Genomic DNA, 17,837 nt, shown 5'->3' with positions numbered 1-17,837 from the left:
TCCATCGTGACCGCTGTGACCGGTTATGGCCCGCCGGGCCCTTTTGGAAGCTGTGCTTCCGGGGGCTCCTCGACCGCACTGTGGAGAAGATCTGGATAATCTCTGGAGTTCGCGAGGGGAGGGAGGAACGCGTGGAACCGCCCAACGGCCACCCGTGCCCGGAGTGCGGCGCACCCAGACAGCGGGACAACACCCCCGCCTGCGCCTGCACGCACCGTGCCGCCGAGGCCCTCCGCGACGCCCGCACGGCCGAGGCGGCGGCAGCGGAGGACTTCGACCCGCTGCGGATCCGCCCGTACGTGGAGATCGACGCCGGGGCCTCCGGCGGTCCGGACGGGGGTACGGCACCCGCGAACGACTCCGTCGAGCCCACCCCGCACGCCATGGACGACACCGCCCTGCGGCCCGGAACCGGCGCGGCGGAAGCATCACCCGCCCAGGGTCCCGGTGCGAGGGCCGAGGGCGCACGAGGCCGAGCCGCAGCGGACGACACCGCCGCCCTTCCGTACGGAGACGCCCCCCGGCCGCCGGGAAACGGTTCCGTAGAGGCAACGCGGGCCCAGGGCCCCGGGCAGACGCCCGAGGGCACGCAGGGTCCAACCGCAACGGGCAAGGGCGCCACACCCCCGTACGGGGCCGGATTCCGGCCGCCGGGAAACGGTTCTGCAGAGGCACCCCGGCCCCAAGACCCCGGGCCCGCAGCCGAAGGCACACCGGGCCGGGCCGCGACGGACACCGGCGGAACGCTTTCGCAGTCTCCGGCCGGAGCCACACCGGGCCCGGCCGCCGCGTCGGCCAGCGCCGGGAGCCTCCCGCACTCCGAGGCCCCCCGTGCCGCCCGGACGCCCTCTCCCGCCGAGGCCACCGTGCCCCTGCGCCCCGTCGACCCGGACGCGACCGCCGTACTGCCGGCGGCCTCCGCCGGCTCGGCGCTTCCGACGCCCCTGGCTCCCGCCGCGACCGAGCCGAGCGTCACCGATCTGCGCATGTTCGACGGCACGGCGGGGGCGGATCGCGGCGCCGCGGAAGCGGGCGGGTCCGGCGCGCGGAGGCCCGGGCGACGGCGCCGGAACCTCCTCGTCGCCGCGGCCGGTGCCTGCGTGGCCGTCGTCGCGGCGGCCGGGTACGCGAGCGGGCTGTTCTCCTACGAGAGTCCGTCCCGCGACACCGCCCTGCCGGACGACATCCGCGCGAGCGTGCCGGACGCCCCGTCGAGCAGCGCGGCGTCCACGCCCCCGCGGGGCAGCGCCTCGGCCGCTCCCCCGGCACCGGCCGCACCGCCGCCGTCGCCGTCCCGCAGCGGGAGCCCGTCCGCCTCGCCGTCGTCGTCCGCGCCGAGTGCCTCGGCGAGCCCGTCGCAGTCGCCCTCACCGTCGGCTCCGCAGCCGTCCGGCTCGGCGACCGGCCCCGAGCAGGCACCCCCGGACAACGGCCGCCAGAAGGCCGGCCCCACTGTCCTGCGGCTCGGCGACCGCGGCCCGGAGGTCACCGAACTCCAGCTCCGCCTGCGCCAGTTGTACCTCTACGACGACGACGCCGACGGCTCCTTCGACGACCGCCTGGCGGACGCGGTCCGCACCTACCAGTGGTCACGCGGCGTCCAGAGCGACGAACTCGGCGTCTACGACCGGGCGACCCGGGAGAAGCTGGAGTCGGAAACTCGCGAGCCTTGACCGGCTCGGCCGCTCTACCGTGACGCGGTGACCATTCAGGTGATCGTTCTCAACGGCGGTTCGAGCTCGGGCAAGTCCGGGATCGTCCGGTGTCTGCAACAGGTCCTGCCCGATCCGTGGCTGGCCTTCGGCGTCGACTCGTTCGTCGACGCGCTGCCCGCGAGGCTGCGGGACTCGGAGGGCGGGATCACGTTCACGGCGGACGGCGGCGTGAGCGTGGGTGCGGAGTTCCGGGCTCTGGACGCGGCCTGGACCGAGGGCATCGCCGCCATGGCCCGCGCGGGCGCCGGGATCATCGTCGACGACGTCTTCCTCGGCGGCCCGGCGTCCCGGCAGCGGTGGGAGAAGGTTCTGTCCGGCCTCACCGTGCTGTGGGTGGGCGTCCGGTGCGACGGCGCGGTCGCCGCGGGGCGCGAGATCGCCCGGGGAGACCGTGTCGGAGGCATGGCGGCGTCACAGGCCCTGGTCGTGCACGAGGGCATGAGCTACGACGTGGAGGTGGACACGACCCACACCGAGTCCCTGGAGTGCGCGCGCGTCATCGCCGCGCGGGTGACGCGCCGGCCTGCGGAGTCCAAGTAGGGCGGGCGTCTTCGCCGTGCCACATGAGGCAGGCGCCTTTGCCGCCGGCGCGACGGGCGCACCTTCGCCGTCCCGAGACGGCCGGGGCCTCGCCGACCGAGGGAGGCATGCGCCTCCCCTCACCGCCCGCCACGCGCGCGCTCGCCACCGCGTGGCGCGCACCTCGCCGCCCGGCCGAGCCGGGCAGCCCGGGTTCACCCGATGTGCAAGCGGATCGTCCCGTCGCCCACGGCCTCGACCCGTACCTGAGTCAGGTCCTCCACCACCACGTCCGGCTCGTGGATCGCGGCCCGGGGCCCGATCCCGACGACCGTCATCCCGGCGGCGCGCCCCGCCGCTATCCCGGCTCCGGAGTCCTCGAACACCACGCAGTCCCCGGGGGCGATCCCCAGCTCCGCGGCGCCCTTCAGGAAGCCCTCCGGGTCGGGCTTGCTCGCCCCGACGGACTCCGCCGTCACCCGTACCTCGGGCAGATCCAGACCGGCCGCCGTCATCCGTGCCGTCGAGAGGGGCACATCGGCGGAGGTCACGAGCGCGTGCGGCAGCCCCGCCAGCGAGGCCAGGAACTCCGGCGCCCCCGGGATCGCGACGACGCCGTCGGTGTCGGCCGTCTCCTCGGCGAGCATCCGGGCGTTGTCGGCGTGGTTCTGCTCCATCGGCCGCTCGGGCAGCAGCAGCGCCATGGAGGCGTAGCCCTGCCGGCCGTGGACGACCTTCATGACCTCGTCCCCGTCGAGCCCGTGACGCTCGGCCCAGCGCCGCCAGACGCGTTCGACCGAGGCGTCCGAGTTGACGAGGGTGCCGTCCATGTCCAACAGGAGGGCGCGGGCGGTGAGCACGGCGGTGGCCGTCATCGGCAGCTCCAAGGCTCGGGGCGCGTTCCAGCGCGGGAGGGGGGCGGCCGACGGATCGCGACCGGCACGCCCCGGGGAGACAAGGCGGCCCCGCCCGCCGGTCAGGGAAAACGGGCGGAGGCCACTTTGTTCCCCCACGGTACAAAACAAGGCCGTCTTCGCGCCAGGGGCCCCCTCGGACGTTCACCCACTGTTCAGCCCGTCCGGCTCAGCCGGTCACGGCCTCCCACAGGCTCCACAGCCCGAGCGCCAGCATGACCAGCGCCGCGATCTGCGTGATCAGCCGCAGCGGTACCTTCTTCATCAGCGCCTTGCCGCCGACGATGCCGAGCCCCGCCACGGCCCACAGCGCGAGCACCGCACCCAGGCCGACGGAGAGCGGGTCGTCGTAACGGGCGGCCAGGTTCGCGGTCATGATCTGGGTCAGATCGCCGAACTCGGCGACCAGGATGAGCATGAAACCGGCACCGGAGACCTTCCAGAAGGACTGGCTCTCCGGCTTGCGGACCTCCTCCTCGTCCTCGCCCTTCCTCAACAGCAGCACCGCGGCCCCGCCCAGGAAGAGCACGCCCGTGAGGGCCTGCACGATCTGCTGCGGCAACAGCGTCAGCACACTGCCCGCCGCGACGGCGAGCACGACGTGCAGCGCGAAGGCGGCGGCGACACCGGCGAAGACGTAGGAGGCGCGGTAGCGGGTGCCGAGGACGAGGCCGGCGAGGGCGGTCTTGTCCGGCAGTTCTGCGAGGAAGACGACGCCGAAGACGACGGCCGTCACGGTCAGGCTGATCAAGGGTTCCTCAATCGGTCGGGGCTGCCCCACCGAGAGTGCTGGACCTTCGCACACGACACCTCGGCACGGCAGCACACTCGGGACCCGTGCCGGGGGGCACGGGCGTGCACTGCTTTGCCGAAGGTCTCGCTGGCGGGTCCTGGGAAAGGACCGCCTCCGGGCGCCGGCTCAGGCGGGCTGAGCAGTATGTCGACGGTCCGGCGAAGAGCTACTCCCCTTCTGCGCCGTCCATGGTACGGGACGCGCCCGAAGTGAAAACTTCCGCCTCGAACCTTGTCATGTCATGACCGCGTCACTAACTTCTCACCGGGCGCACACCTGTGCGCAACACGGCTCCGCGAGCATTCCCCTCGCTCGCTAGCCAACACCCCCCTCTCCCCAGGGAGTTCGCATGCCCAGGTTCTACGCGCGTCGACGGCTGAGCTTGGCCGCGGCGGCCACCGCGCTCATATCCTCCGTGGCCCTCTTCAACGCCCCCACGGCCTCCGCCGCCCTGCCGACCCCGGTGAGCGCCGCCACCGCCCGCACGTACCTCGCCTCGCTCACCGTCGCGACCGAGGACCGCACCGGCTACGACCGCGACCTCTTCCCGCACTGGATCACCCAGTCCGGCTCGTGCAACACCCGCGAGGTCGTCCTCAAGCGCGACGGCACGAACGTCCAGCAGGACTCCTCCTGCGCCGCCACCAGCGGCAGCTGGTACTCCGTCTACGACGGCGCGACCTGGACCGCCGCCTCCGACCTGGACATCGACCACCTGGTCCCGCTGGCCGAGGCCTGGGACTCCGGCGCCGACTCCTGGACGACGTCCCGCCGCCAGTCGTTCGCCAACGACCTCACCCGCCCGCAGCTCATCGCGGTCACCGACAACGTCAACCAGGCCAAGGGCGACCAGGACCCCGCCACCTGGATGCCCTCCCGGACGACGTACCGCTGCACCTACGTCCGCGCCTGGGTGCAGGTGAAGTACTACTACGGCCTCTCGGTCGACTCGGCCGAGAAGTCCGCGCTGCAGAACTACCTCGCGAGCTGCTGACACGCTGATTCGTGTCGGGACCTCCCCGCTGACCTCCGTCGCTGCGTACCGTACGGGGCGACGGAGAGGGGAACGACATGAGCGCACTGCGCCTCGGACCGCTGCTGAGGTACACCGACGGCTCGTCCGCGACCGTGTGGGTCGAGACGAGCCGTCCGTGCACCGCCGAGGTGCGCTGCGCCGACGGCGCCGGCGGCTCGGCCCGCAGCTTCCAGATCGCGGGCCACCACTACGCGCTGGTCCCGGTGACGGGCCTGACGGCCGGTACGACCACGACGTACGAGGTGCTCCTCGACGGCGTACAGGTGTGGCCACTGCCCGGCTCCCCCTTCCCGCCCTCGGCGATCCACGCCCCGGGCCCGGACGGCGACTTCAACGCCGCCTTCGGCTCCTGCCGCTGGGCCTCCCCGCCGGCGGGCGGCGACGACCCCGTCGGCCCGGACGCCCTGGACGCCCTCGCCACCCGCCTCGCCGCCGACCCGGAGGGCGAGCGGCCGCACGTCCTGCTGCTGCTCGGCGACCAGGTGTACGCCGACGAGACCTCCGACTCCACGCAGCACTGGCTGGCGGCCCGCCGCGACATCAAGGAGGGGCCGGGCAGCGGGGTCGCGGACTACGAGGAATACACGCACCTCTACTACGAGTCCTGGCTCGACCCGCGCATCCGCTGGCTGCTGTCCACCGTGCCCAGCTTCATGATCTTCGACGACCACGACGTCATCGACGACTGGAACACCTCCGCCGCCTGGCTCGCCGACATGCGCTCCACCGGCTGGTGGCAGGAGCGGCTGCTCAGCGGCCTGATGTCGTACTGGGTCCACCAGCACCTGGGCAACCTGTCCCTGGAGGAGCTCGCGGCCGACCCGGTGTACGAGGCGGTCCGCGAGACCCCCGACGGCACCGATGTGCTCCGCGCCTTCGCAGCCAAGGCCGACGCCGACGCGGCCACGGCCCGCTGGAGCTACCGGCGCGACTTCGGGCGCGTTCGTCTGGTGATGGTGGACAGCCGGGCCGCCCGGGTCCTCGCCGAGGGCGAGCGCGCGATGCTCGACCCGGACGAGGACGCCTGGCTGCGCGAGCAGGTGCTGGACGGACCCGAGACCTACGACCACCTCCTGATCGGCACCTCGCTGCCCTGGCTGCTGCCGCACCTGGTGCACGACGCCGAGGGCTGGAACGCGGCCATGTGCGGCGGCGAACGGGGCGAGCGCTGGGCGCGGTTCGGGGAGAAGGTGCGGCGCGCCGCCGACCTGGAGCACTGGTCGGCGTTCCCCGAGTCCTTCGCGGGGCTGGCGGAGCTGATCGCCGAGGCGGGCTCGGGGCGGGACGCGCCGGCGACGGTGTGCGTGCTGTCCGGGGACGTGCACCACGCCTACATCGCCGAGCCCTCCTGGCCCGGCCGGGGCCCGGACGCCCGGGTGCTGCAGCTCGTCTGCTCCCCCGTCCACAACTCGGTGCCGCTGTCGATGCGGCTGGCCTTCCGCATCGGCTGGAGCGCGATGGCGCGGGGCATCGGCCGCGGCCTGGCCCGGCACGGCCGTCTTCCGAGCCCGCCGGTCGGCTGGCGCAAGACGGGCGGCCCCTGGTTCGGCAACCAGCTGATGACCCTGACCCTGCGCGGCCGTTCGGCCCGGCTGCGCCTGGAGCACGCCAAGACCCGGGAGGGGGCGGGCCCCAGCCTGACGACACTGCTGGACTCCGAGCTCGCCCCCTAACCCCCTGTTCCGCCTGTTTGTTGCGCTGTGTCCGGTGATGCCCCGTAAGGCTGGTGAGGCATCCCACAGCGACCGTCAATCCTTTCCCACGAGACTCGGTTACCGCTCCCGGCGACGGCATGATGAGGCGGACCGTCCGCTTCCAGCCCGGCGGACCGCCGACACGCGCCCCACACGCCCGGGAGTCCCACCCTTGTCCGCGCCGCCCGAGGAAACCGAGGAATCCGTACCGCCCGAGGGTCCCGGACCGGCCGCGAGACCCGCGGGCGTCTCCGTCGCCCTGGTCGGCGCCGGACCGCGCGGCACCAGCGTCCTGGAACGCCTGTGCGCCTCCGCCCCGGAACTCCTGCCGCCCGGTGCCCGGTTGACCGTCCATGTGATCGACCCGGACCCGCCCGGCCCCGGCCGCGTCTGGCGCACCTCCCAGTCGCCCGAGCTGCTGATGAACACCGTCGCCTGCCAGGTGACCCTGTTCACCGACGACAGCGTGGACTGCTCGGGCCCGATCCGCCCCGGTCCGAGCCTGCACGAGTGGGCGGGCGGCAGGCTGGGCCCGGACGAGTACCCGACCCGGGCCGACTACGGCCGCTATCTGGAGTGGGTGTTCACCGAGGTCGTACGCCAGGCGCCGCCGGCCGTCCGGGTCGAGACGCACCGGGCACGCGCGGTGCGTCTCGACGACGCTCCCGGCGACCGCCAGACCCTCACCCTCGACGACGGCCTCACCCTGACCGGCCTGTCCGCGGTGATGCTGGCCCAGGGGCACCTGCCGAGGACCGCCGGCCCGGACCTGCTGAGGTCGGCGGCCCACGCCGCCCGGCACGGCCTGCGCCACGTCCCGCCCGCGAACCCGGCCGATGTCGACCTGTCCGCGATACCCCCGGACGAACCCGTCCTGCTGCGCGGCCTCGGTCTCAACTTCTTCGACCACACGGCCCTGCTGACGACCGGCCGGGGCGGCCGTTTCGTCCGGGACGACGGGGGTCTGCGCTACCTGCCCTCCGGCTGTGAGCCGCGGCTCTTCGCCGGTTCGCGGCGCGGGGTGCCGTACCAGGCACGCGGCGACAACGCGAAGGGCGCCTACGGCCGGCACGTCCCGCTCGCCCTCACCCCGGAGGGGATCGCCGGCTGCCGCAAGCGCGCGGACTCCGGAGAGGCGCCCGATTTCCTCACGGAGATATGGCCGTTGGTGGCGAAGGAGGTGGAGGCGGTCTACTACGGCGCGCTGATCCGGCGGGCCGCGTCCCGCGCGGGGCGGGAGCGGAAACAAGAGCCGGAGCGGGAGTTCACCGACCGCTTCCTCGCCGTCCCGCACGGTGATCCCCTGGAGGCCTCGCTGCTGGCGGAGTTCGGGGTGCCGGAGGCCGAGCGCTGGTGCTGGGAGCGGATCTCCCGCCCGTACGCGGGCCGGGACTTCGCGCATTGCGGAGAGTGGCGCGAGTGGCTGCTGGCGCATCTGCGCGAGGACGCCGCCCAGGCCGCCCTGGGCAATGTGCACGGCCCGCTGAAGGCGGCCCTGGACGTGCTGCGCGACCTGCGCAACGAACTCCGGCTGATCGTCGACCACGGCGGCCTCGCCGGCACCTCCCGTCGCGAGCACCTGGACCGCTGGTACACGCCGCTCAACGCGTTCCTGTCCATCGGCCCGCCGCGCCGCCGCATCGAGGAACTCGTGGCGTTGATGGAGGCGGGGGTGGTGCGGGTGCTCGGGCCGCGGCTGCGGGTGTCGGAGCAGGACGGCGGCTGGGCGGCGCACTCCCCCGACGTGCCGGGACCGGCGGTCCGTGTGAGAACCCTCATAGAGGCGCGCCTGCCGGAGCCCGACCTGCGGCACACCGCCGACGACCTCCTGGCCGGTCTGCTGCGGAGCGGACAGTGCCGCCCGCACGTCGTGGACGGTTATGAGACAGGGGGGTTGGACGTCACAGCGCGCCCGTATCGACTGATGGATCGTCAAGGAGTTGCACACACAAGGCGGTTCGCGTTCGGTGTGCCGACAGAAGGCGTGCACTGGGTGACCGCCGCGGGAGCCCGCCCAGGGGTGGATTCGGTCACTCTTTCGGACGCGGACGCGGTGGCGAGAGCCGCTCTACGTGCTGCTGGGCCCGATATCGAGCCCCAACGGGAGGCAAAGCAGTGGCCAAATGTTGAACTTGCAAGCATCAATTAGGCACACCTAACGTGGGCTACTCCGCGGTATCCGTCCCCGACCGGCCTCCCCAGGGCCGGCCAACCGAAGGAGTGACCCCCCACATGACCGCTCGCCTCAACGGCGCCCAGCCGTATGCGCTCGGCCTGTTCCGGATCGTCGTCGGCCTGCTGTTCGCCTGCCACGGCGCCGTCGCACTCTTCGGCGTCCTCGGCGGCGCGGACGGCAAGGGCGGCACGGCCGCGACCGGCGCCTGGCCGAACTGGTACGCGGCCGTCATCGAGCTCGTCGGCGGCATCCTGGTGCTGCTGGGCCTCGGCACCCGTATCGCGGCGTTCATCTCCTCCGGGGCGATGGCGTACGCGTACTTCAAGGTCCACCAGCCCCAGGGCCTGTGGCCGATCGAGAACAGCGGCGAGGGCGCGGCGATGTACTGCTGGGCCATGTTCCTGCTGATCTTCACCGGCTCCGGCGCGTTCGGCGTGGACCGGCTGCTGTCCAAGCGCACCTCGGCCCAAGGGCAGCGCTCCGCGGACCAGACCCCGGTGGCCGCCTGAACCGCACCGTCGAACGCACAGCGGCGCCTTCCCCTCGGGGGGAGGCGCCGTTCCGTCTGTATCAACCCATGATCAGCGCATCAGCGGAGAAACCCGCACCTATGGCGACACAGCCGGACGAGCCGCAACGAGATGAACAGTCCGCACCGAACGTATGAGCCCCCCGTGAACCGCCCGTCACACCCCAGGCGTACGCTCTATGGCTGTCATGGCCACCCCTGCCGCCCCCCGCGCCACCGCGGCTCGGTCTGGCCCACGGGGGAGTCACGGGGAGTTGCGGTGCTGGAGCAAGTGGGGCTGCTGATCGGCAGCCCATGGATATACGCGGTGGTGGCCTTGTCCGTGCTGCTCGACGTGTTCCTGCCGGTGCTGCCCAGCGGCGTCCTGGTGATCACGGCGGCCACGGCGGCGGCAGCGGGCACGGCGACCGACGTGCCCGACATCCTCGCCCTGACCCTCTGCGCGGCCACCGCCTCCGTCCTGGGCGACCTGGTCGCCTACCGCCTCGCCTGGCGCGGCGGCGACCGCCTGGACCGGGCGATCTCCCGCTCCCGGCGGCTGACCACCGCCCAGCAACGACTCGGCGCGGCCCTCGCCCGGGGCGGCGGCGCCCTCGTCGTCCTCGCCCGTTTCGCTCCCGCCGGCCGCTCCGTGGTCTCCCTCGGCGCGGGCGCCGCCCACCGCCGCGCCCGTGACTTCCTGCCCTGGTCGGCCCTGGCCGGCTTCACCTGGGCCGTGTACAGCGTCGCCCTCGGCTGGTTCGGCGCCCACTGGCTGGGCGCGACCTGGCTGGCGACGGCGGTGTCGGTGGGGGCGCTGTTCGGTGCCGGGGCGGGGGCGGCGTTCCTGATGCGGCGCGAGCCGCGGACGTCGTAGACCGGGCTCCGGTTCACCACCACGACCACCCAGACCTGGAAGCGGCTGAGACATTGACCATCACGGAGTCGCGGGAAGCCTCCCGGACGAGACGGATCGCGCTCGCCGCGAGGCGGCACCCACGGGCGCTGCTGTGGGTCGCGGCAGGTGTGGTCACGCTCGGGTTCCTCGTCGCGCTCCAGATCGCCGCGCACCACTTCGGCACCCAGGGGCCGATCACCGCGCAGGCACGCGAGGTGATCTACGCCCCCAAGTCCGGGTTCCTGCTGTACGCCAGCCTGGCGCTGACGATGGTGGTGCTCACCTGGCGGCAACGGCTCATCGCCCTCGGCGCCGCGATCGGCATCGACCTCGTCTTCCTGCTGGTGCGGTGGCTGACCGGCACCTACCCCGACGAAGGCCACCCGTTCGGCAACGGCGCGCTGTGGGTGATCCTGGGCCTCGCGGTCATCGCCCTCACCCGGCGCACCGGCCCGGAACGCGTCCTGATGCTGAAGGGCGTAGGACTGGGCCTGCTGCTGGTGACCGGCCGCAAGACCGGTGACACCTGGCTGCTGATCACGTCGAAGACCCGCCCGCTCACCCTCGACCCGTACGTCGCCATGGCCGACCACGCGCTGGGCAACCCGTCGTGGCTGGCGGGCCGGCTCCTGCGGGCGAGCGGCCCGGTCGGCGAGCACGCCCTCGACTACATCTACGCCCAGCTCGCCGTGGCCGCGGTCTGCGTGGCGCTGTACCAGCTGCGCAACGTGGCGGCCGAGCAGCGCTTCCCGCGCCACCACCTGGTCCGCACGTTCCTGCTGATCGGCCTGCTCGGACCGGCCTTCTACATGATCTACCCCGTGGTCGGGCCGATGTTCGCCTACGGCCCCGAGGGCGGGCACTGGGCGGTGGCCAACCTGTGGCCGGACACCCTGCCGCCGGTGATCACCCCGTACGCGATGCCGTTCGACGAGATCACCCCGCGCAACTGCATGCCCAGCCTGCACACGGCCTGGGCGACCACGATCTTCATCCACTCCCGCAAGGGGCCGCGTGCCCTGCGGTACGCCGGCACGTTCTGGCTGGTCGCCACCCTCGCCGCCACGCTGGGATTCGGCTGGCACTACGGGGTGGACCTCATCGCCGGCGTGGTGTTCGCGTACACGGTCGAGGCAGGACTGCGCACGTACGACCGCGGCTGGGACCGGGCGGGGCTCCGGCTGATCGGCTACGGGACGATCGTCTTCGCCGTGCTGCTGGCGTCCTACCGCTTCGTGCCGCTGGAGATGGCCGCGTACCCGTGGATGTCCGGCCCCCTCCTCCTGCTGGCGATGGCCTCGGTGGTCTACGGCTACCGGCGGACCACCAGGGGGTGGGAAGCGGCGCCGGTACCCGCACCGCGCGCCGAGCCGCAGCCCGAACCGGCGGTCTGAGGCCGGCTCGGGGCCGGCCGGACCGGCGCTGTGGGGTGTCCGCCCCCTAGCTCGCCTTCCGCGCCCCGGCCCCGCGCACCTCCAGACCGTCCAGCAAGTCGGCCGTGGCCTGCGCGACGGCCGCCACGGCGCGGTCGAACACCTCCTGGTTGTGAGCGGCGGGGGCGCGGAATCCCGACACCTTCCGCACGTACTGCAGGGCGGCAGCGCGCACGTCCGCCTCGGTGGCCTCTTCGGGCATCGCGGGCGGACGCAGCGTCTTGATACTCCGGCACATGCCCCCAGTCTCACCCGTCCGGCCCTCGTACGACAGAGATGCCTGCCATGATCGCCCCGAGGCGGCCACCATCCCGGGGCCGACCGACGAGAGGAACTCCTCGTGGCGAACGAACTCAGCGTGGCCGTCCTGGGCCCCGGCGGCGTGGGCGGCCTGCTCGCCGCCCTGCTCTCCCGCACCGGCCACCGCGTGATCTGTCTGTCCGGCGAGAAGACCGCCGAGGCCCTGCGCACCGACGGCATCCGGGTCCGCAGCGCCCGCTTCGGCGACTTCACGGCCCGCGTCGAGGCCGACACCGAGCTGCGGGAGCCGGTCGACGCGTGCCTGGTCACCGTGAAGCACACCGCCCTCGACGCCGCCCTGGCACGGGTTCCCGCCCCGGTGCTGTCCGACGGGCTCGTCGTACCGTTCCTGAACGGCGTCGAGCATCCTGCGGCCCTGCGCGCCCGCTACCGGCCCGACCGGGTGGCCCCCGCCGTCATCCGCGTCGAGTCCACCCGGGTCGCTCCGGGCGTCGTCGAACACGGCAGCCCCTTCGCGGAGATCGACCTGACCGGCACGGACGTGCCCCGGCCCCGTCTCGACGCCCTCGCCGACGCCTTCGCCGCGGCCGGTCCGGCCACCCGCGTCCTGGAGGACGAGACGGCGGCCCTGTGGGCGAAGATGTCGTTCCTGGCGCCCTTCGCCCTGCTGACCACCCGCTACGGCCTCCCCCTCGGCGACGTCCGCACCCGCCACCGCGACGAACTGACCGCCCTGGTGGAGGAGACGGCCGCGATCAGCCGCGCGTGCGGCGGCCCGGCGGACCCGGCCCAGGCCCTCGCCCGCTACGACGCCTTCCCGCCGTCGACGAAGTCCTCGATGCAGCGCGACGCCGAGGCCGGGCGGCCCCTCGAACTGGACGCCATCGGCGGCGCGTTGCTCCGCGCGGCCGAACGGCACGGGATCCCGGCTCCGGTGGCGGCCCGGGTGGTGGACGAGGTACACCCGTTCGCCTGAACCGCAGGAAGGAACTCGCCTGCCAAATTCGAACAGGCGTATCATTGGGGCGTGGCTACGACCTATGACTTTCCGAGTGACCTCCTGGCCGGTCAGGAGGAACTCCATCAGGTCCGGGCCGAGCTGTCGGCCCTGCTGAAGCGGCTGCCCTGGTCGGTGGAGCCGCTGGACGGCTTCAGCGACGACAACGGCTGGCGCAAGGTGGAACGCCCCGCCTCCCCCGGCTGGACCGCCGACGAACAGGCCGAGGTGGAGAAGCTCCGGCAGCGGGAGCACGAGCTCGCGGTGTTCGTGAGCACGCACCGCTACTGGTCAGAGCTCGCCGGCTCCGAGCGGGTGGCGGCCCGCTCGCAACTGAAGCACACGCAGGGGGTTCCGCCGGAGGAGACCGGCGGAACCCCGTGACGCCCGGCCGTCAGGTCAGCCGGCGCTCGTGCTCTCGCTCTTGCCGAGGAGCTTGTTCATCTCGCCGATCTCGGCGTTCTGGGCGGTGACGATGTCGCCGGCCATGGCCTTGGCGGGGGCGTGGCGGCCCTTGCTCTGCTCGGTCCTGGCCATCTCCACGGCCCCCTCGTGGTGCTCGACCATCAGGGTCAGGAACTGGACGTCGAACGCCTTGCCCGTCAGCCTCTCCAGCGCGGCCATGTCCTCGCCGCCCCTCATGCCGGGCATGCCGGAGTGACCCGACGCGGAGTGGTCCATGCCGCCGCCTCCGCTCCCTCCGGGGACCTTCTCGCCCCAGGACTTCAGCCAGCCGGTCATGGTCCGGATCTCCGGGTCCTGCGCCTTCTCGATCCGCCCCGCGAGGTCCTTGACCGTCCCGGAGGAGGACCGGCCCGCGGCCAGCCGCGCCATCTCCAGCGCCTGCCGGTGGTGCGGGATCATGCCCTTCGCGAAGGCGACGTCCTGGGGGTTGTGGGCGCCTGCGGGCGACGGGGTTCCGGCGGGGGCGTGGCCACCGGCGTCGGCGTGCCCGGCACGGTCGGCGCCGTCACCGCCGCACGCGGAGAGGACGACGGCCGCGGCGCCCGTCGCCGCCACCAGGGCGGCACGGCGCGCCAGGGTACGAATGCTGCTGCTCATGCGTGAACTCCTGCTTCTACGAGGAACTGGGGATCTCGGACACGACGTGTCTAGATCCGCAGAAGCTGGAGCTCGGAGAGGGAAGGCGGGGCCCGGGCACCCTCCGTATCCACGACGGCATACGCCCGAACGGCGCTCTCCCCCTCCCCCACGGGGACCGGGTCGGGAACGAGCGGCGGCAATACCGGCCCCCCACCCACGGCACCCGACGCACAGGTCGCGTCGGCGTGCTGAACATGCCCGCAGTCACCGCAGTGCCCGTACGGCATGACCTGGGTCCGGGGCTCGTGGGTCTCGCGCACATGGCTCCGGGGCGCGGCCGCCTGCGGAGCGTGCGCCTGCTCCCCGTGCCCCTGACCGGGCAGACCACCACCGGGCGCCAGCCCGTGCATCCCGAGCAACCCGACCAACAGCCCCAGCACACACAGCACATGCCACCGCCGCACGACGGTTCGCGGAGCACGCTGCCCGGGGCTGTTCACGCGCTCATCGTAGAGAAGGGCCCGGAGCCGGCATTGATCCGGGGCGCACGCGCGTACGGGCGGCCACACGATGTGCGACCGGCTGTACCTCCATCAGGTGAACTCGTTCAGCCTTCTACAACCACGCGGCTCCCCCGGCAGGTCGTACGCACGACACGAATGATCCCGAGGGGGACCCATGAGCCAGCAGTACCCGCAGCAGCCGACCCAGCCCCACCCGCCGCAGCCCGGTTACGGCGCCCCGGCACCCCAGCCGCCCAAGAAGCGCGGCGTGGGCAAGATCGCGGGCCTCGGCTGCGCGGGCATCATCGCCCTCTTCGTCATCGCCGCCGTCGCCACAGGCGGCGGAGGCGACGACAGCGGCGACAACTCGAACAAGGACAAGGCCGTCGCCGCCGACGGCAAGCGCGGGGGTGACAGCGCCAAGAAGGCCGGGTCGGCCGAGGAGAAGCCCCAGGCCGAGCAGTTCAGGGACTGCGTCGCCGAGAACGGCACGGCAACCGAGAAGGCCGCGGTCGAGCACGTCACGAAGGTGACCGGCGCGGACAAGCGCAACGACATCCTCGACGCGGCGGAGGTCTTCACCGACTTCAGCGGCGGCCTGATGGGCCCCCACCAGGGCGAGGGCAAGCTCATCGCCTCCGCGTTCACCTCGTGCTACGAGTCGGAGAACGGCCTCGTCACGGTGTACGACAAGGACGGGGAGCTCCTCGCCAACGCGAACTACTGATTCCCGCCGGCGGGCACCAACGGCAAAGGCCCTCCAGGTACATCCCTGGAGGGCCTCCGCCGTGAAAACTCGCTGTGGTGGGCGCGGACGGTTTCGAACCGCCGACATCCTGCTTGTAAGGCAGGCGCTCTACCCCTGAGCTACGCACCCGGCTCCCGGGCCTCGCGCCCAGGACGAGTCGACAGCCTACATGGCCCGGGGCACGGTCCCGCAAACCCGTTTCGCGGGGCCGTGGCGGGTCCCGCGCCTGGGGTTAACCCCACCTCACATCCGGGAGCGACCCGGATCCCCCGGCGGGCCCCCGATCCATACGGTCGTAGAGCGCCCCAGAGCGCCCGTCGTCCGTCCAGGGGGAGATCGTCATGACCACACGCACCACCACCGCCCGCACCGTCGCCCTCGCCGGTGCCGTCGTGGTGCTCGTCGCCGGGCTCAGCGCCTGCGGGGCGTCCGCCGGGGACGACACGGACCCCGATCACCGGTCCTTCGGCCTCCAGGGCCGCACCCTCACCGTCGACTCCGACGACTCCGCCCTGGAGATCGTCGCCGCCGACGACAACCCGGCGGGCAAGGTCGGGGTCACCCGCTGGTTCAAGGGGTCGGTCGTCGTCGGCGATGAACCCGAGGTCACCTGGGCCATGCGGGACGACCGCCTGGTGCTGCGCCTGAAATGCTCCGGCGTCGTCGCCGACTGTTCGGCCAAGCACCGCATCGAGGTGCCCCGCGGCGTCGCCGTGAGGGTCGAGGACGGCGACGGCAGCGTCCGCGCCCGGGGCTTCCGGGACTCCCTCAGCATCCGCACGGGCGACGGCTCCGTCCGCGTCACCGACACCACCGGCCCCCTTCAGCTGCATACCGGCGACGGATCGATCCGGGCGGACGTCTCCTCCCGCGACGTCCGCACCCACACCGGCGACGGCTCCGTCCGCCTCGAACTCGGCGTCGTACCGGACCGTGTCGAGTCCCGCAGCGGCGACGGCTCCGTGACCATCGCGGTGCCCCGGTCCACCTACCGCGTGACCACCGAGACCGGCGACGGCGGCCTCGACGTGTCCGTGCCCCGCGACGAGACCAGCCCCCATGTGGTGTCCGCCCACACCGGCGACGGCAAAGTGACGGTCCGAACAGCGAACTGACCGGCCCGTGTGTTCGTCCTTAACCGGTGGGAGAATGACACCGGGCAGGGCGGACCACAGCACGGGAGAGGGATGTGACGGCGACACCAGGACAGCCGGACTCGCCGTCGGTGCCGCGCGCACATCGTGCGCGCCGCCGCATCCCCCGCACCCCCGGCCCGCTGCGCGACACGCTCACCCTGGTCGGGCTCCCGCTGCTGGCCGCGCTGGCCCTGCCCGCCGCCTTCGCCGGCGGGGGCACCCGGCGCTGGTTCGGCGGCCGGGCCGAGAACCAGCGGGCCGAGGCCCAGGCCGCCAAGGACGCCGCCGCCGCGGCCTTCTACGAGCTGGACACCGCCCAGCGCGACCTGCGCATCTCGATCGAGACGATCACCGCCGTCGACGACTCCCCCGCCGCCCGGCGCGCCGTCGCCGACTTCGCCGCCCTCGGCAACCGCATCGACGAGGCCAGCCACCGCTACATCAACGCCGTCGACGCCCACGACCTCGACCGTGACGACCTGGAGGCCTCCGCCGCCTCCAGCGCCCGCGGCGAGCTGACCGCCGCCAAGGAGGAACTCGGCCGGGTCAAGCAGGAGCTCGACCGGTTCACCGACGGCCTCGGCCCTCTCCTCGGCAAGGCCGAGACCCAGCTGGCCCGCCTGGCCCCCGCGGTCGAGCGCGCCCGCCAGGCCCTGCTCGCCGCCTCCAACGCCCTCGACTCCGTCCGGGCGTCCGGTCTGAGGGCGGACGACCTCGCCGCCCGCCTCGCCGCCCTCTCCCCGGAGCTCACCAAGCTGAACCAGGGCGCCGGACAGCACGGCGTCCCGCAGACCCTGGAGCGGGCCGAGCGGGTCACCCGCGAGGCGGAGGCGGTCCGCGTGGAGGCGGAGCGGCTGCCGGACCGCGCCGCCGAGATCGACCACCGTCTCGTCTCCCTGCGCACCCGCGCCCAGGCCCTCACCACCCGCTCCGAGCAGGTCGAACCGACCCTGAGCGAACTGCGCCGCCGCTTCACCGCGGCCTGCTGGCAGGACCTGCAGCACGTCCCCGACGCCGCCGCCGAGAACGTCCGCCAGGCCGAGGCGAAACTGGCCGAGGCCCAGACTGCACGCGGCGCACAGCGCTGGGCCGACGCCACGGCCCTGCTGTCGACCGTGCGGGCCCTGCTGAACAGCACCGACGAGGCCGTCTCGGCCGCCGGTGACCGTCTGCACCGGCTGAACGCGGTGCAGAAGGACCCCCAGCAGGAGATCGACCGCACCCGCTTCGCCATCCGCGACGCCCAGCGCCTCGCCATGGCCGGCCGCAACACCCCCGACCCACGCCACGCCCGCCCCCTGGACGACGCCGTGGCCCGCCTGGACCGTGCCGTGGCCACCCTGGAGGGCCGCCACCCCGACTACTGGCACTTCCTCACGGAGACCGAAGCGGTCCGCCGGGCAGTCGCCCACGTGGTCTCCGGGATCCGCGAGGAGCGAGGGGCCGGACACTGAGCCCGGCC

At 73.1% G+C, this 17,837-nt stretch carries 18 protein-coding genes and 1 tRNA gene; 13 read left to right on the top strand and 6 right to left on the bottom strand.

Annotated features, from left to right (window positions below; translation table 11 throughout):
- Positions 1-131 precede the first annotated feature (131 nt).
- Entirely contained in the window at positions 132-1,673 is a 1,542-nt protein-coding gene (locus IE153_RS41550) for a peptidoglycan-binding protein (protein WP_229828920.1), read from the top strand.
- Between the two features lie 27 nt (positions 1,674-1,700).
- Positions 1,701-2,255, top strand: coding sequence for a chloramphenicol phosphotransferase CPT (gene cpt, locus IE153_RS08720; RefSeq protein ID WP_189589141.1), 555 nt, complete (start codon positions 1,701-1,703; stop codon positions 2,253-2,255).
- Between the two features lie 194 nt (positions 2,256-2,449).
- On the opposite strand, the gene IE153_RS08715 is transcribed toward cpt, so the two are convergent.
- Positions 2,450-3,109, bottom strand: coding sequence for an HAD-IA family hydrolase (locus IE153_RS08715; RefSeq protein ID WP_189589140.1), 660 nt, complete (start codon positions 3,107-3,109; stop codon positions 2,450-2,452).
- A 208-nt stretch (positions 3,110-3,317) separates the two neighbouring features.
- On the bottom strand, positions 3,318-3,899 hold the full coding sequence (locus IE153_RS08710) for a TMEM165/GDT1 family protein (protein WP_189589139.1): 582 nt from the start codon (positions 3,897-3,899) through the stop codon (positions 3,318-3,320).
- A 391-nt stretch (positions 3,900-4,290) separates the two neighbouring features.
- Between IE153_RS08710 and IE153_RS08705 the strand changes: the two genes are divergently transcribed.
- The 6 genes from IE153_RS08705 (at position 4,291) to IE153_RS08680 (ending at position 11,647) form a co-directional block, all read left to right on the top strand.
- Complete coding sequence (locus IE153_RS08705; RefSeq protein ID WP_189589138.1) at positions 4,291-4,935, top strand: HNH endonuclease family protein; 645 nt, start codon at positions 4,291-4,293, stop codon at positions 4,933-4,935.
- Between the two features lie 77 nt (positions 4,936-5,012).
- Positions 5,013-6,650 carry an alkaline phosphatase D family protein gene (locus IE153_RS08700; protein ID WP_189589137.1) on the top strand — a complete coding sequence of 546 codons (1,638 nt, stop codon included), beginning with the start codon at positions 5,013-5,015 and terminating at the stop codon, positions 6,648-6,650.
- A 280-nt stretch (positions 6,651-6,930) separates the two neighbouring features.
- Positions 6,931-8,820 (top strand): FAD/NAD(P)-binding protein, encoded by a 1,890-nt coding sequence (locus IE153_RS08695; RefSeq protein ID WP_229828950.1) that lies wholly within the window; start codon positions 6,931-6,933, stop codon positions 8,818-8,820.
- Between the two features lie 83 nt (positions 8,821-8,903).
- Positions 8,904-9,356: a DoxX family protein gene (locus tag IE153_RS08690; RefSeq protein WP_189589135.1), complete on the top strand. Its 453-nt coding sequence runs from the start codon at positions 8,904-8,906 to the stop codon at positions 9,354-9,356.
- Between the two features lie 279 nt (positions 9,357-9,635).
- A complete protein-coding gene (locus IE153_RS08685) occupies positions 9,636-10,232 on the top strand; it encodes a DedA family protein (RefSeq protein ID WP_189589134.1) in 597 nt (198 codons plus the stop codon).
- A 149-nt stretch (positions 10,233-10,381) separates the two neighbouring features.
- A complete protein-coding gene (locus tag IE153_RS08680; RefSeq protein WP_189589278.1) occupies positions 10,382-11,647 on the top strand; it encodes a phosphatase PAP2 family protein in 1,266 nt (421 codons plus the stop codon).
- A 46-nt stretch (positions 11,648-11,693) separates the two neighbouring features.
- On the opposite strand, the gene IE153_RS08675 is transcribed toward IE153_RS08680, so the two are convergent.
- Complete coding sequence (locus tag IE153_RS08675) at positions 11,694-11,924, bottom strand: DUF2277 domain-containing protein (protein ID WP_189589133.1); 231 nt, start codon at positions 11,922-11,924, stop codon at positions 11,694-11,696.
- Positions 11,925-12,026: 102 nt separating this feature from the next.
- Between IE153_RS08675 and IE153_RS08670 the strand changes: the two genes are divergently transcribed.
- Together IE153_RS08670 and IE153_RS08665 are read left to right on the top strand one after the other, a co-directional pair.
- Complete coding sequence (locus tag IE153_RS08670; protein WP_189589132.1) at positions 12,027-12,923, top strand: ketopantoate reductase family protein; 897 nt, start codon at positions 12,027-12,029, stop codon at positions 12,921-12,923.
- A 51-nt stretch (positions 12,924-12,974) separates the two neighbouring features.
- Entirely contained in the window at positions 12,975-13,328 is a 354-nt protein-coding gene (locus tag IE153_RS08665) for a DUF8825 domain-containing protein (protein ID WP_189589131.1), read from the top strand.
- A gap of 15 nt (positions 13,329-13,343) precedes the next feature.
- Here IE153_RS08665 and IE153_RS08660 read toward each other — a convergent pair whose 3' ends face one another.
- Positions 13,344-14,006, bottom strand: a complete 663-nt coding sequence (locus IE153_RS08660) for a DUF305 domain-containing protein (protein ID WP_189589130.1) — start codon at positions 14,004-14,006, stop codon at positions 13,344-13,346.
- Between the two features lie 50 nt (positions 14,007-14,056).
- Positions 14,057-14,428 carry a DUF6153 family protein gene (locus tag IE153_RS41545; protein WP_308432150.1) on the bottom strand — a complete coding sequence of 124 codons (372 nt, stop codon included), beginning with the start codon at positions 14,426-14,428 and terminating at the stop codon, positions 14,057-14,059.
- Between the two features lie 238 nt (positions 14,429-14,666).
- Between IE153_RS41545 and IE153_RS08655 the strand changes: the two genes are divergently transcribed.
- Positions 14,667-15,218, top strand: a complete 552-nt coding sequence (locus IE153_RS08655) for a hypothetical protein (protein WP_189589129.1) — start codon at positions 14,667-14,669, stop codon at positions 15,216-15,218.
- Positions 15,219-15,293: 75 nt separating this feature from the next.
- Here IE153_RS08655 and IE153_RS08650 read toward each other — a convergent pair.
- Positions 15,294-15,368 (bottom strand) — tRNA-Val (locus tag IE153_RS08650).
- A 212-nt stretch (positions 15,369-15,580) separates the two neighbouring features.
- On the opposite strand from IE153_RS08650, the gene IE153_RS08645 reads away from it, so the two are divergent.
- Entirely contained in the window at positions 15,581-16,354 is a 774-nt protein-coding gene (locus IE153_RS08645; RefSeq protein ID WP_189589128.1) for a DUF4097 family beta strand repeat-containing protein, read from the top strand.
- 74 nt (positions 16,355-16,428) lie between these two features.
- Positions 16,429-17,829, top strand: coding sequence for a hypothetical protein (locus IE153_RS08640; protein ID WP_189589127.1), 1,401 nt, complete (start codon positions 16,429-16,431; stop codon positions 17,827-17,829).
- Positions 17,830-17,837: the final 8 nt, after the last annotated feature.

Source organism: Streptomyces massasporeus (genome assembly GCF_014648995.1).
GTDB lineage: Bacteria > Actinomycetota > Actinomycetes > Streptomycetales > Streptomycetaceae > Streptomyces > Streptomyces massasporeus.
Note: the sequence above shows the minus strand (reverse complement) of the source record. Positions and strands in the feature narration are given on the sequence as shown.

Bases quoted from the DNA above. Each gene is read 5' to 3' on its own strand.
- IE153_RS08715 (WP_189589140.1), bottom strand. From the start codon at position 3,109: ATGACGGCCACCGCCGTGCTCACCGCCCGCGCCCTCCTGTTGGACATG.
- IE153_RS08705 (WP_189589138.1), top strand. From the start codon at position 4,291: ATGCCCAGGTTCTACGCGCGTCGACGGCTGAGCTTGGCCGCGGCGGCC.
- IE153_RS08700 (WP_189589137.1), top strand. From the start codon at position 5,013: ATGAGCGCACTGCGCCTCGGACCGCTGCTGAGGTACACCGACGGCTCG.
- IE153_RS08690 (WP_189589135.1), top strand. From the start codon at position 8,904: ATGACCGCTCGCCTCAACGGCGCCCAGCCGTATGCGCTCGGCCTGTTC.
- IE153_RS08675 (WP_189589133.1), bottom strand. From the start codon at position 11,924: ATGTGCCGGAGTATCAAGACGCTGCGTCCGCCCGCGATGCCCGAAGAG.
- IE153_RS08660 (WP_189589130.1), bottom strand. From the start codon at position 14,006: ATGAGCAGCAGCATTCGTACCCTGGCGCGCCGTGCCGCCCTGGTGGCG.
- IE153_RS08655 (WP_189589129.1), top strand. From the start codon at position 14,667: ATGAGCCAGCAGTACCCGCAGCAGCCGACCCAGCCCCACCCGCCGCAG.
- IE153_RS08645 (WP_189589128.1), top strand. From the start codon at position 15,581: ATGACCACACGCACCACCACCGCCCGCACCGTCGCCCTCGCCGGTGCC.